This is a genomic window from Glaciecola sp. XM2, from assembly GCF_018595715.1.
Taxonomy (GTDB): domain Bacteria; phylum Pseudomonadota; class Gammaproteobacteria; order Enterobacterales; family Alteromonadaceae; genus Glaciecola.
Map to the genome: position 1 here is coordinate 68,417 of NZ_JAHEOJ010000028.1, position 14,070 is coordinate 82,486.

Sequence of the window (14,070 nt, forward strand, 5' to 3'; positions counted from 1 at the left end):
TTTATCCGTTTAGATTAATGGTAGACAGGCACTCTTTAGCCTGTATTGCATCTTCTTGTATTTGTTGTTTTAGTTGTTCAAAGCTCTCAAACTTAGCTTCGTCTCGTATTTTTGCTATAAACTCAATTCGTAAACGCTGCCCATATACATCTTTATCAAAATCGAAGATGTGGGTCTCTAATTGCAAACGCTGCCCGTTTAGGGTTGGGCGGCTTCCTAAATTAGCAACGCCTTTAAAACACTTATCTTGCCATCGCACCAGCACAGCGAACACCCCATGGATAGGTGTTTTGTGTCGGCGCAACAACATATTTGCGGTAGGGAAGCCAATGGTGCGCCCGTTCTTTTCACCGTGCACCACTTTGCCACTAATGGCGAACGACTGACCAAGCATTCTATGCGCGGTATCAAAATCGCCTTTGCTCAGTGCTTCGCGCACCGCGGTCGAACTTATTCGGTAATCATCAACACGAAAGCTAGTTGTGCTGACAACGTCAAAGCCATATTCAGCAGAGGCGCTCTGCAAATAGTCAAAATCACCTTTGCGCTTATTGCCAAAACGAAAGTCATCGCCAACCACTAAAAACTTCACGCCGAGCCTATCGACCAGTAAATCCTGCACAAATTCTTTCGGCGATTGCGCTGCAAATGCCGTCGAAAAGTTAACGCACAACAAACGGTCTATGCCCTGTGCCTTGAGCGCATTATACTTATCGCGAAGCCGTGAAAGTCTTGCTGGCGCCTGCTCTGGCATGAACAATTCTTCAGGCTGCGGCTCAAACACCATGACCGCAGAGGGAAGGTTTAAGGCTTTCGCCTTTTCAACGAGGTTCGCCAATACCGCTTGGTGGCCTTTATGCACGCCATCGAACTTACCTATAGTCAACACGCAACCGCGATGCCTTGGCTTGATATTATGGATGCCTCGAATTAATTCCACGCGTTACGTCTACTTTCTCTACCTATTGACCCTAATCTAGTTAAGGAACATTGTTTGCAAAGCGCACGATTATAAACGACCTAAGGGCGATTACCAATGGTCACAAGCGCTTTTATTAGATGAATGAAAATTGTTTTATGGGCAATGAAGCTCAAGTTGTCTTAACTTGGTGCACTTGAAGCAATTAAATGTCGTGGGCGAACACCAAAAACAAAGCATGCAATCGAATAGATAACTAGCCCTAAACCTATCACACAACTAATAGCTAACGCTCTTTGTTGAAAATTACTAAATTCCCAATCAATTTGCCCTTGATACCACCATATTCCAATAGCCATTGCCAGACTTGCCAAACTAATTCGTAGGAGATACCACCAAGTATTTTTAGAAATGCTATACACGCCTTGTTGCGCAAGCTTTCGATAGAGTAAAAAAGCATTTAAACTGCCAGATAGCGCGGTTGCCATAGCTAAACCTACATAGCTGAAGGGAATCGCTAAAATCAGATTAAATACCATATTTGCACCCATCGTGATAATGCCATAGCGCACGGGGGTTTTAGTATCTTGGCGGCTGAAAAAAGCGGGGGCAAATATTTTCACCAACATAAAGCTGAACAGGCCTGCCGAATACGCCATCAAGCTAAGCGAAGCCATGTGACTATCTTGCACTGTGAACTCTCCGCGCTGGAATATCACTAACATCAACGGCATAGCTAATATAAACAAAGCCATCGCCGCTGGAATACCCATTAATGCAATCAGGCGCAATGCCCAGTCAATATTCTGAGCAAACGCTCCTTTATCGGACTGCACATGATTGCGCGACAGCGTTGGCAAGATAACCGTCGCTATGGCAATACCAAACAAGCCAAGCGGAAACTCAAGCAAACGGTCAGAATAGTACAGCCAGCTGATGGAGCCGGTCATTAAAAAACTAGCGATGAGCGTATCGAGTAACAGATTAATTTGACTGACCGATACACCAAAAAGTGCGGGGATCATCAACGTGCGAACTTTTGTGACATTTGGGTCCCGCCAGCCCCACTTAGGTTTTACCAGTAGCCCTGCTCTGAATAAAAAGGGAAGCTGAAAGAGTAGTTGAACAACACCACCTAAAAACACCCCCCATGCAAGCGCAAACGCAGGTTCTTTAAAGGCATCAGCAAGATAATATGCGCAGGCAATGATACTGATGTTTAAGAGCACTGGTGTAAAAGCTGCTACGGCGAATTTGTTCAAGGTGTTTAAAATCGCCCCTGCGAAGCCGGTAAGACTGATAAAAAAGATATAGGGAAAGGTAATTTTGAGCATTAACGAAGCTAGTTCGAATTTAGCACCTGCAGGCTCGTCATTAAGGTAATCAACAAACCAGCCCATGCCAAATAGCGCAGCTAATACCGATGAGCCAAATACACCGACAAGTGCAGTTACAAAAACAATCGCACCTAATGTACCCGATACCTTCGCTACAAAGTCTTTGAGCTTAGCTTCATCCCCTTGGTCATGAACCTCTGTGAGGATGGGAATGAAGGCTTGTGCGAATGCGCCTTCGGCAAAAAGCCTACGTAAAAAATTAGGAATTTTATTGGCAAAGAAAAATACGTCTGCCGCAGCGCCCGCGCCCATTAGATTGGCAACCACCACATCTCTTACTAATCCAAGAATACGCGACAACATCGTCATAGCACTGACAATGATACCCGCTCTTAAGAGTTTTTTGGCCAACGACAATATCCCTTCATATTGATGATTAGATTGAGTAGTTTCAGACATAATTTGCCTGAAGCGTTCGGCATGCTATTTCATCAGCTACGCCGCTTGAGCCTTAGTGTAAGTGAAGTCTAGCTGAAAAAATACGGGGTAAGGGTGAATGTGGTAGCTTTATTTTGCTTTTTTTACTGGATTCGTTGACAAACCGCCTAAATACTTAGATAATCCGCACCCTCAATTTTGACATGAATTTAATCTATTAGGAGTTACACCTTGGCTAACATCAAGTCTGCTAAGAAACGTGCAATCCAAGCAGAGAAGCGTCGCCAGCATAACGCAAGCCGCCGCTCTATGACACGTACTTGCATCAAGAAAGTGCTTGCCGCTATTGAAGCAGGCGATAAAGAAGCTGCACAAACTGCATTTACTGCAGCTGTGCCTGTGTTAGACAGAATGGCAACTAAAGGCCTTATTCATAAGAATAAAGCTGCTCGCCATAAGAGTCGTCTTAACGCACAAATCAAAGCCATCGCGTAAGCATACAAAACATTTTGTTGTAAAAACCGGCTACCAGCCGGTTTTTTATTGCCAATTATTTACACGATTAAGCCACTCTTGTTTCTTTCACGTATCAAATCATACTATGTATTGCTAAACGTATCGCAACATCGCTAGAGGGACTCATGTTTAAGTTTTTATTTTTAATACCGGTTGTATTATGTGCACTATGGTATGGCTATTTAAGCAGCAGAGGTTACAGCGTAGCCCAAGGAAAGCAAGGATTTGTCTATATTATGGTGATATCTACCGTCATTATTGTATTTTTTACTTTAGCATTGATATTTACCAAGTAGGCCAATCGAAAACAACGCTACAAATCGATTATTAAGTCAAAAAAAAGCCTGATGTCTAGTAAACATCAGGCTTTTTTAAATCTATATATTGTTACTGAACAATTTCAATCTTCGCATTTTCTCTAAGTGCTTCAACGAAGTTTTGATACATACGCTGACCACCCTGCCCTCTCAATTGCTCCTGAGTTGAGGCAATCTCTTCTTCAGTGAAATCAGAGACTGGATTGACTGCGTTTAGCTTAACAATCCCAACGTTGCCATTTGCTAATGTCACAACATTAGAGCTGTTAGCTGGGTCAGTACTCAACTCAAACGCTGCATTAATCATCGCGCGGGGTATAGAGTTATTATTGCGAGTAAGGCCAGTCACATCGTTCCATGTGAGCGACTTCTCTGAAAGCATTGCTTGAGTATCTTCGCCAGTTAGCACTTTCGTTTGCAGGGTTTGAGCCCACGTTAGCGCTTGTTGTTGTGCTTTGTCGGCTTTTAACGCAGTCTCAATACCGCTACGAACTTCGTCTAGAGCCATCGTACGCTGGGGTTCATGCTCAACAACCCTTACCACCATAACTCGCTCATCGCTTAAGCGCAGTAAATCACTATTAACGCCATCTTCAATAAGCTCTGGGGAGAACGCTACGTTTTCTACCTGAGGGTAGGCGACCGCCGCAGGATAGCGAGTTTCAGGGAAAAGTGCAGTTTCAAATACAGGGCGGCCTGTTAGCTCTGCAACATCTTCTAAGGAATCTGGGATTTCAAACGCTAAGCGCTGCATATCTGATTGTAAACTAAAGAATAAATCGGTTGCTTTATCTAATAAAAGCTCCTCGCGAACCTCTTCAGCCACTTCTTCAAATGGTGTAGTCACCGATTCGGTGAATGTGTCTAACTTAATGATATGGAAGCCAAATTCTGTTTCAACGATATCGGTAATTTGCCCTGCTTCTGTTAATGCAAAAACTGCATCCTCAAAGCTCTGCGGATAATCGCCACGACTGATAGGACCTAATTCACCACCTACTTCAGCACTACCAAGATCGTCAGACTTTTCGCTTGCTAATTGCGCAAACGACGCACCTGCCGCCAACTCAGCAACAATTGCTTCGGCTTCGACTCTAGCCTGTTCTGCATCTTCACTAGATTCTATTAAGATATGTGAAATAGTGCGGCTTTCAGGGGTTTGATAGAACGCCTGCTGCTCTTCGTATCGCGCAAGAACTTCTTCATCGGTAGTATCTACTCGAGGTTTAAGGTCTTCAACCGACAAGCTTACATAGGCTAGCCTTACCTGCTCTTGAGTGTCGTATTGCGTAATTGTGTCGTTGTAGTATTGCTGGATTTCTTCTTCTGTTAAGGTCACATCAGCTAGATAATTATCTGCACTGACCTCCAAGACAGACACATCGCGTGTTTGACGCTGTAAGCCCAACATCATTGAAGCTTGGGTTGCCACACTGAATGATGAGCCATTCAAGGCTTGCACCAACTGCTGACGCGTCATTTGTGTGCGCATATACTCAGCAAATTCACCCGGCGTGAAGCCAGCTCTTAAAATAGCGCTGTTATAAGTGTCATTGTTAAATTGACCCGCAATCTGAAATTCTGGCATCATCACGATAGCTTCACGGATTTGCTCATCACTGATGCGTAAACCCAACTCAAACGCTTTTTGAGAAATAAGTTCGTCATTTATCAAGCGGTCTAATACGCTTGCACGAAAATCAGCTAAGTAGCTTTCACTTGCAAACAAACTAGAGATAGCGTCGCCAAACTGTGCTTCCATGCGAGCACGTTCGTTTTGATAAGCCACCTCTAATGAAGCATCAGAGATCTCTGTGTCGTTTACGATTGCAGCGGCAGTGCTTGCAGAGCTTGATAAATACCCACCTACACCTGTAAATACGAAGCTAACAACGATCAATGCCACTATTGCAATAGCCCATGGTCCTTGCACGCCTTCACGAATTCTTTCTAACATTTCTTTCAACAACCTTTTTGTTAGCGGTTTATATTATTTATGGGCGCAGATTATACCCATACTGCCGCCGATACGCGAGATTTTAACCGCTTGCACAATAAAAAAAGGCGATGGAATCCATCGCCTTTCGAAAACTGTATGCTTTGTGCTTAGTTACAAGCGTCTTTTAATGCTTTACCCGCTTTAAAAGAAGGAACTTTAGCTGCTGAAATCTGAATAGTTTCGCCAGTTTGTGGGTTACGACCGCTACGTGCAGCGCGTTCACGAACTGAGAAAGTACCGAAACCAACTAGAGCGACTTGATCGCCATCTTTAAGTGCAGCAGTTACCGCATCAGTAAATGAATCTAAAGCACGGCCAGCAGCAGCTTTAGAAATATCTGCACCATCAGCGATTTTATCGATAAGTTGAGACTTGTTCACAATATGATCCCCTTCATTGTTATTATATTGCATTTTTTAGAAAATTAACGTTAATTCCCTACCAACCAATTTTTCCATTTATATTGGCAGGACTAAACACTTTTTAGTATGAAACGCTTTACATCCCTTTATTCACAAGGCTTCAAGCGAATGAATATAAGGTAGCACAACTGACGAGTATGTGAATACCTTATTTGAAAAAAAGTTAAAATTTTTGGTTAAATTAAGCTTTTTATTCACAATTTTATCGATTCGCGGCAAGTACAAGTGGCTAAGAAGCCACTTGCATCGCCTCAACTGGATTTTCTAACGCTAAATCGAGCACCTCATCAATCCATTTTACGGGGTGAATAGATAGGTCGCCTTTCACATTATCTGGAATCTCTTCCAAATCACGTTCATTTTCGTAAGGAATGATCACGGTTTTAATACCACCTCTGTGAGCAGCTAGTAGCTTTTCTTTTAAACCACCAATGGCCAGCACTTCCCCGCGTAAGGTTATTTCACCGGTCATAGCAACATCGCACCTTACCGGATTACCGGTCAACGATGATACTAATGACGTGCACATACCAATACCTGCACTTGGTCCATCTTTTGGTGTTGCACCTTCTGGGACGTGAATGTGGATATCGCGTTTTTCATAGAAATCTGCATTAATACGTAATTTTTCAGCACGCGAACGCACCACGGTGAGAGCTGCTTTAATAGACTCTTGCATCACATCACCTAATGAACCTGTGGCGGTTGTTTTGCCTTTGCCAGGTACCACGCTAGTTTCGATGGTGAGTAAATCCCCACCGACTTGCGTCCAAGCCAAACCAGTCACTTGACCAATTTGATTGTTCTTATCTGCCTTCCCATAATCGAAACGCTGCACGCCAAGATAATCTTTCAAGTTTTCTTGATTTACCACCACCGGCGCTTTTGCTTTCTTCAATAAAATATTCTTGACTGCTTTACGACAAATTTTAGAGATTTCTCTCTCTAAACTTCTTACGCCAGCTTCGCGTGTGTAATAGCGAATAATGCCGACTATCGCAGACTCTTCAATTTTGAGTTCTTTTGGCTTCAAACCATTTCGCGAAATTTGCTTAGCAATCAAGTGACGCTGCGCGATGTTGAGCTTTTCATCTTCGGTGTAACCTGAAAGACGAATCACTTCCATCCTATCGAGCAATGGCCCAGGAATATTCATGCTGTTTGATGTAGCAACGAACATTACATCAGACAAATCATAATCTACTTCTAGGTAATGATCTGCGAAACTTGAGTTTTGTTCAGGATCGAGCACCTCTAGTAACGCTGATGAAGGGTCGCCGCGCATATCTGACGACATTTTATCAATTTCATCGAGTAAAAAGAGCGGGTTTTTCACGCCCACTTTAGACATCTTCTGAATCAGTTTACCAGGCAGTGAACCGATGTAAGTTCTGCGATGCCCGCGAATCTCAGCCTCATCTCTAACACCACCGAGTGCCATGCGTACATACTTGCGACCAGTTGCTTTTGCAATTGACTGACCTAGAGATGTTTTACCTACTCCTGGGGGACCTACTAAACAGAGAATAGGGCCTTTTAGTTTTTTAACCCGCTGCTGCACGGCTAAATATTCCAGAATACGCTCTTTTACTTTCTCCAAACCATAATGGTCACTGTCTAGCGTATCTTCTGCTTTGCCAAGATCGCGTTTGACCACGCTGCGCTTATGCCAAGGCACCGATACTAACCAATCAATATAGGAGCGAACAACGGTCGCTTCAGCTGACATCGGCGACATCATTTTGAGTTTGTTCAATTCTGCCTGCGCTTTGTCTTGCGCCTCTTGAGGCATACGCGCTTCGGTAATTTTTTTGTTTAACGCTTCAAATTCATCAGGCGCATCATCCAATTCGCCAAGCTCTTTTTGAATGGCTTTCATTTGCTCATTCAAATAATATTCGCGTTGGCTTTTCTCCATTTGCTTTTTAACGCGAGTGCGAATCTTCTTCTCAACCTGCAACAAGTCAATCTCGCCTTCCATCAAAGCCATCAAGAACTCTAAACGCTCAGTCACACTGCGCATTTCTAGTACTTTTTGTTTTTCAGACAGCTTAAGCGGCATGTGAGCTGCCATGGTATCAGCTAGTCTAGCGGCATCTTCTATACCGTTAAGAGAAGTGAGTACTTCGGGAGGAATCTTTTTGTTGAGCTTAACGTAACCTTCAAACTGAGATACCGCAGAACGAATTAATACCTCTTGCTCGGCATCATCTAGCGACTCATCCTCTAATAGATTGATATCACCTACAAAGAAAGGCTCAATCTCAGTAAACTCAATAATGTTACCGCGGACGCTCCCCTCTACGAGCACTTTTACCGTGCCATCGGGGAGTTTTAGTAGCTGAAGGATAGTGGCAACCGTGCCGACTTCAAAAACATCGTCAACAGCTGGCTCGTCGATACTGGCATCTTTTTGTGCCACTAAAAATACTTTTTTATCGTTATCCATTGCTGCTTCAAGGCATTGGATAGACTTCTCCCTACCAACAAATAGAGGGATAACCATATGTGGGTAAACCACGACATCACGAAGCGCCAGTACTGGCATACCTGTGAGCACATTACTCTCAGTCATTTTTCTCTCTTATTACTCATCATGAATCTTTATATGGGGATTGAAACGCAAAGTTCAAAGGCAGAGTAAAAAAAAGGGCCGCTTATAACGACCCTTTCATTTTATTCAGATGCCGCCTTCTTATCGCTGCCGCTTTGATAAATTAACAAAGGCTTGGACTCACCTTTGATAACGGCTTCGTCAATAACAACCTTGGCAACATCAGGCGTCGAAGGAAGGTCATACATTGTTTCTAATAATACACCCTCAACGATTGAACGCAGTCCACGTGCACCAGTTTTTCGATTCATCGCTTTAGTCGCGATAGCACGCAATGCATCTTCTCTAAACTCAAGCTCTGTATCTTCTAAGGCAAACAACGCGCCATACTGTTTGGTAATGGCATTTTTAGGCTCTTTAAGAATCTGGATTAGCGCATCTTCACTCAATTCTTCTAGACTTGTCACCACTGGTAAACGACCAATGAACTCAGGGATAAGGCCATACTTCACCAAGTCCTCTGGCTCTACATCTTTGAACAACTGCGTGAGTGCCTTCTTCTCTTTTGTCGTTTTGACTTCTGCGCCAAAACCAATGCCGGTCCCCGTTGCACTGCGCTGCTCGATAATTTTATCAAGGCCTGCAAATGCACCACCGCAAATAAACAATATCTTCGATGTATCTACTTGCAAAAACTCTTGCTGAGGATGCTTACGTCCACCTTGTGGCGGAACAGAGGCGATAGTACCCTCAATAAGCTTAAGTAAAGCCTGCTGAACACCTTCACCAGACACATCGCGAGTAATTGATGGATTATCAGACTTGCGAGAAATCTTGTCGATTTCATCTATGTACACAATACCGCGTTGCGCTTTTTCAGGATCGTAGTCGCATTTTTGCAATAGTTTTTGGATGATATTTTCAACATCTTCACCTACATATCCCGCTTCGGTGAGCGTGGTTGCATCGGCCATAGTGAATGGCACGTCTAGTAAGCGAGCTAGTGTTTCAGCCAGTAATGTTTTACCACTTCCTGTTGGTCCGATAAGTAGAATATTACTCTTACCTAACTCTACACCGTCGTGCACGTCACCATTGCGTAATCTTTTGTAATGATTGTATACCGCAACAGCCAGTACCTTTTTGGCATGCTCTTGACCAATCACGTAGTCATCTAGGTGTTTATGAATTTCGCTTGGCGTTGGAAGAGCATCGGCCTTTTGCTTAGGCGAAATTTCTTTAATTTCCTCACGAATAATATCGTTGCATAACTCGACGCATTCATCACAGATGAACACCGAAGGACCTGCAATGAGTTTTCTCACTTCGTGTTGGCTTTTACCACAAAAAGAGCAATACAATAATTTGTTATCGCCGTCTTTGTTATGGTCATCACTCATAATATTTGCCTTTATTGCTACTTGTTACTTTTTGCCAACATCTTCTCTGCTAGTCAGCACGCTGTCCACAAGACCGTATTCTACCGCTTCTTGTGCGCTTAGAAAGTTATCTCTGTCGGTATCTTTAGCCACTTTTTCATAATCTTGGCCAGTATGTTCAGACATTAATCTATTTAAGCGTTCTTTAATAGACAGTAATTCCTTCGCATGTATTTCAAAATCCGAAGCTTGACCTTGGAACCCATAGAGTGGCTGATGGATCATGACTCGTGAATTCGGCAAGCAATAACGCTTACCCTTTGTACCTGCGGTGAGAAGGAAAGAACCCATGCTGGCTGCTTGCCCCATACAAACGGTGCTTACATCTGGCTTAATGAACTTCATCGTATCGTAAATTGCCATACCCGCAGTAACAGACCCACCAGGTGAGTTTATATACAAAAATATATCTTTTTCTGGATTTTCTGCTTCAAGAAATAGCATCTGAGCGACAATGAGGTTGGCCATATGCTCTTCGACCTGGCCTACTAAGAAAATGACGTTTTCTTTTAAAAGACGTGAATAAATATCAAAAGAACGCTCGCCGCGAGATGTCTGCTCGACCACCATAGGGACAAGCGCATTACTTGGTTGTATTATGTTATTTGTCATTTTGTCTCATTTTGTATAAAAAAAATGCCCGGAAAGTCCGAGCATTTAATCAGTTGATAACCTGTTAAGTCAATCACTAGGCAATAATTTATGCCTTTTTGTTCATAACTTCATCAAACGATTTTTTCACTTCTTTCACTTTCGCTTGAGCTAATATGGTATCGATTGCTTGCTCTTCAAGTGCGAGGTTTTGAATTTGTTGCAATAACTCTTGGTTATTCTTGTAATATTCAATCACTTCACTTGGATCTTCATACGCTGATGCAGTTTGTTCGATCAACGCGTCGACGCGTTCTTGATCCACTTCTAGTTTATTAGATTTAATCACTTCACCTAATAGTAGACCAACACTTACGCGTTTTTTAGCATTATCGGTAAACAAATCCGCCGGTAAGTCTGGCATATTAGCGCCATTACCTTGTTGCTCAAAGCGCTGCTTAGCTTGTTCACGAAGTGCATTCACTTCTTGCTCAAGTAAAGCGGCTGGAATATCCACTTCGTTTTTCTCTAATAACGCAGCAATCACTGACTCTTTTACTTGAGACTTCAACGTTTGGTCGAGCTCGCGCTGCATGTTTTTCTTCACTTCTTCTTTAAGTGCGTCAACACCGCCTTCGCTCACACCGAACAATACTGCAAACTCATCGTCAACTTTAGGAAGATTTAACCCTTCTACTTTAGTCACGGTGATTGCAAACTCAGCGTCTTTACCTTTAAGTGCTTCAGCATGATAGTCTTCTGGGAAGGTCACTTTCGCAACAACTTCATCACCTGTCTTGGCACCCACTAGTGGCTCTTCAAAACCTGGGATCATCTGGCCTTTGCCAAGCTCTAACGGGAAGTCTTCTGCTTTACCGCCATCGAACTCTTCACCATCGATAGTACCTACAAAGCTAATATATACTTTATCGCCATCTTTTGCTTTACGCTTCACTTCTTTAAATTCAGCGTGTTGCTTTTGCAAAGTCTTCATCATTTCTGTGAGGTCTTTGGCTTTGATATCGACAACTGTCTTTTCAACTTCAAGGTCGCTTAAGCCTTTTACTTCGACTTCTGGATAGATTTCAAAAGTAGCTGCAAACTCTAAGTCTTGGCCATCTTCGTCTTTCGTTAGAGCAAAAGTCGGCATGCCCGCAGGGTTGATTTTTTCCTGCATAATGGCTTCGTAGAAGTTGCGCTGCATAACATCACCTGCAACTTCTTGTCTTACTGCAGCACCAAAACGCTTCTTAATGACGCTTACCGGCACCTTGCCTGGGCGAAAGCCATTAATACGCTGGGTTTTAGCTAACTGTTGTAAACGTGCTTTAACCGCTGAATCTACTGATTCTGCTGGAACGGTAATGGTAAGACGGCGTTCTAAACCTTGAGTCGTCTCTAAAGACACTTGCATTCTTCTACCTCAACTATGCGCTTATCTGCGCTTTGTGAAATCATGTGCAGCCGAGGCTACAATGGCGAGCATAGTGGCTAAAACCAGTACGCCCGTGTTAAAAAAGGACGCCAGATTATACAGAGAGCATTACATTGAGTCGAGCGCTTTGCTTAACTTTATGGGAAATAAATTTATAACGAGGGTTCGCAAGGTTTTTGATACCCCTTTGTGCAAGTGCAAATTTCCATCGGTATTAGTCAAACTTGATAAAACCAACATCGGGCAAGCGTCGCTTCCAATGCCAACAATGTATCCATCCTATGGGAAAACATGCCAACGATCAAAGTACGGAAATAAGCACTGCCATGCCCTGATAATCGGTTTTGTTTTTCGCGTATTTAAACGTAAGTGCAGCAGTACAAAGTGCATTTATAACTAGCAACAACCCAATAAGGGTATAACTCCAATACATCAGCGCCCTTCATTTAAAGCTTTAAACAATGTGAGACGCCACAACGAGCTTGAAAGTTCAATGTAGAAGTGATGTTAACATGAGTGGTCGGTGAGATAGGATTCGAACCTACGACCCCTTGGACCCAAACCAAGTGCGCTACCAAGCTGCGCCACTCACCGATTTTGTTCTTTATATAGATGGTGCGGAAGGAGAGACTTGAACTCTCACGCCGTGAAGCACTGGAACCTAAATCCAGCGTGTCTACCAATTCCACCACTCCCGCGAGTATTGAGGTGATAAGAGAAGAGTGGGGTGGACGATGGGGCTTGAACCCACGACAACCGGAATCACAATCCGGGGCTCTACCAACTGAGCTACGCCCACCACTGACTCTCTTAACTTTTTACCTGCACGGAAAAATGGCGCGTCCGGCAGGATTCGAACCTGCGACCACCCGCTTAGAAGGCGGGTGCTCTATCCAGCTGAGCTACGGACGCTCATCGAATCTCTTACAAGTAAAAATGGTCGGTGAGATAGGATTCGAACCTACGACCCCTTGGACCCAAACCAAGTGCGCTACCAAGCTGCGCCACTCACCGACATTGTAACGACAAAAAGGCCATCGCTACGGGGGGCGCATATTACCGAGTTGGTGTAATATCGTCAAACACTTTTTACGATATGGGATGCTTTTTTTATGAGTGTTCAAAAAGCCACCATATGCGGCTTAAATTTATGGCTCTTTTGGATTGTAGCCGTGAATTTTTAATACTCATCAGATACACTTATATATATCACCCAAAAAAAGAAACACACACATGCGCGCGCAACTCATTGATGGTAAGAAAATTGCCAAACACGTCAGGCAAGAAGTCGCTTCACAAGTGGAGACGCTAAATGAAGCTGGCAAACGCCTACCGGGCCTTGCGGTGGTGCTTGTCGGCAGCAATCCAGCCTCTCAAGTATATGTCGCGAATAAGACAAAAGCCTGTGAAGAAGTCGGTTTTGTTTCCAAAGAGTATAAATTACCACCCACTACCGATCAGGCATCTTTATTAACGCTAGTTGATGAACTCAATGCCGATAAAGAAATAGACGGGATTTTGGTGCAACTGCCCTTACCCGCTGGCCTGCATGCGGACGAAATATTAGAGCGCATTCACCCTAACAAAGATGTTGATGGTTTTCACCCGTACAATATCGGACGACTTGCGCAACGCATGCCAGCGCTTAGGCCCTGCACTCCAAAGGGCATTATGACCATGATTGAGTCAACCAAAAAGCCTATCAAAGGGCTCAATGCGGTGATTGTGGGTGCATCTAACATTGTCGGTCGACCTATGGGCTTAGAACTGTTACTCGCCGGATGTACGGTCACTACCTGCCATAAATTTACCAAAGACCTAGCAGAACATGTTAAACGTGCAGACTTACTGGTAGTTGCGGTTGGCAAGCCTCATTTTATTCCTGGAGATTGGATAAAAACCGGTGCTATTGTCATTGACGTTGGTATTAACCGCTTAGATGATGGCTCTCTCACTGGTGATGTTGAATATCAAGTAGCCAAAGAACGCGCAGGCTGGATTACCCCCGTGCCTGGCGGCGTTGGCCCAATGACCGTGGCCAGTCTCATAGAAAATACGTTAGAAGCCTATGTTAAATACCACAGCGCTAAAAGCTAAGGCGTT

General features: G+C 43.6%; 10 protein-coding genes and 5 tRNA genes. 2 read left to right on the forward strand and 13 right to left on the reverse strand.

The genetic code is table 11. The features are described 5' to 3' along the window. Position 1: 1 nt before the first annotated feature. Positions 2–940, reverse strand: a complete 939-nt coding sequence (gene ribF, locus KJ365_RS15740) for a bifunctional riboflavin kinase/FAD synthetase (protein ID WP_214452636.1) — start codon at positions 938–940, stop codon at positions 2–4. A gap of 161 nt (positions 941–1,101) precedes the next feature. Then, entirely contained in the window at positions 1,102–2,667 is a 1,566-nt protein-coding gene (gene murJ / locus KJ365_RS15745; RefSeq protein ID WP_214452817.1) for a murein biosynthesis integral membrane protein MurJ, read from the reverse strand. 258 nt (positions 2,668–2,925) lie between these two features. Here murJ and rpsT point away from each other — a divergent pair, with 258 nt between their 5' ends. After that, the gene (gene rpsT, locus KJ365_RS15750; protein ID WP_214452637.1) at positions 2,926–3,189 is read left to right on the forward strand and encodes a 30S ribosomal protein S20; all 264 of its coding nucleotides are present in this window, start codon (positions 2,926–2,928) and stop codon (positions 3,187–3,189) included. A gap of 408 nt (positions 3,190–3,597) precedes the next feature. Here rpsT and KJ365_RS15755 read toward each other — a convergent pair whose 3' ends face one another. The 11 genes from KJ365_RS15755 to KJ365_RS15805 form a co-directional block, all read right to left on the reverse strand. Further along, positions 3,598–5,484, reverse strand: coding sequence for a SurA N-terminal domain-containing protein (locus tag KJ365_RS15755; protein WP_214452638.1), 1,887 nt, complete (start codon positions 5,482–5,484; stop codon positions 3,598–3,600). 149 nt (positions 5,485–5,633) lie between these two features. Next, on the reverse strand, positions 5,634–5,906 hold the full coding sequence (hupB, locus tag KJ365_RS15760; RefSeq protein WP_214452639.1) for a nucleoid-associated protein HU-beta: 273 nt from the start codon (positions 5,904–5,906) through the stop codon (positions 5,634–5,636). Between the two features lie 271 nt (positions 5,907–6,177). Then, on the reverse strand, positions 6,178–8,523 hold the full coding sequence (lon, locus tag KJ365_RS15765; RefSeq protein WP_214452640.1) for an endopeptidase La: 2,346 nt from the start codon (positions 8,521–8,523) through the stop codon (positions 6,178–6,180). 101 nt (positions 8,524–8,624) lie between these two features. Continuing rightward, complete coding sequence (gene clpX / locus KJ365_RS15770) at positions 8,625–9,902, reverse strand: ATP-dependent protease ATP-binding subunit ClpX (protein WP_214452641.1); 1,278 nt, start codon at positions 9,900–9,902, stop codon at positions 8,625–8,627. A 24-nt stretch (positions 9,903–9,926) separates the two neighbouring features. Beyond that, complete coding sequence (clpP, locus tag KJ365_RS15775; protein ID WP_214452642.1) at positions 9,927–10,553, reverse strand: ATP-dependent Clp endopeptidase proteolytic subunit ClpP; 627 nt, start codon at positions 10,551–10,553, stop codon at positions 9,927–9,929. A gap of 88 nt (positions 10,554–10,641) precedes the next feature. Continuing rightward, positions 10,642–11,946 (reverse strand): trigger factor, encoded by a 1,305-nt coding sequence (tig, locus tag KJ365_RS15780; RefSeq protein WP_214452643.1) that lies wholly within the window; start codon positions 11,944–11,946, stop codon positions 10,642–10,644. A 538-nt stretch (positions 11,947–12,484) separates the two neighbouring features. Next, positions 12,485–12,561: transfer RNA gene (locus KJ365_RS15785), tRNA-Pro, on the reverse strand. A 19-nt stretch (positions 12,562–12,580) separates the two neighbouring features. Next, positions 12,581–12,665 (reverse strand) — tRNA-Leu (locus tag KJ365_RS15790). 25 nt (positions 12,666–12,690) lie between these two features. Beyond that, positions 12,691–12,766 (reverse strand) — tRNA-His (locus tag KJ365_RS15795). A 36-nt stretch (positions 12,767–12,802) separates the two neighbouring features. Then, a tRNA-Arg gene (locus KJ365_RS15800) sits at positions 12,803–12,879 on the reverse strand. 25 nt (positions 12,880–12,904) lie between these two features. Continuing rightward, a tRNA-Pro gene (locus KJ365_RS15805) sits at positions 12,905–12,981 on the reverse strand. 219 nt (positions 12,982–13,200) lie between these two features. Between KJ365_RS15805 and folD the strand changes: the two genes are divergently transcribed. Next, a complete protein-coding gene (gene folD / locus KJ365_RS15810) occupies positions 13,201–14,064 on the forward strand; it encodes a bifunctional methylenetetrahydrofolate dehydrogenase/methenyltetrahydrofolate cyclohydrolase FolD (RefSeq protein ID WP_214452644.1) in 864 nt (287 codons plus the stop codon). Positions 14,065–14,070 lie beyond the last annotated feature (6 nt).

Coding starts and splice junctions, on each gene's coding strand:
- KJ365_RS15755 (WP_214452638.1), bottom strand. CDS start 5,484: ATGTTAGAAAGAATTCGTGAAGGCGTGCAAGGACCATGGGCTATTGCA.
- lon (WP_214452640.1), bottom strand. CDS start 8,523: ATGACTGAGAGTAATGTGCTCACAGGTATGCCAGTACTGGCGCTTCGT.
- clpX (WP_214452641.1), bottom strand. CDS start 9,902: ATGAGTGATGACCATAACAAAGACGGCGATAACAAATTATTGTATTGC.
- clpP (WP_214452642.1), bottom strand. CDS start 10,553: ATGACAAATAACATAATACAACCAAGTAATGCGCTTGTCCCTATGGTG.
- tig (WP_214452643.1), bottom strand. CDS start 11,946: ATGCAAGTGTCTTTAGAGACGACTCAAGGTTTAGAACGCCGTCTTACC.
- folD (WP_214452644.1), top strand. CDS start 13,201: ATGCGCGCGCAACTCATTGATGGTAAGAAAATTGCCAAACACGTCAGG.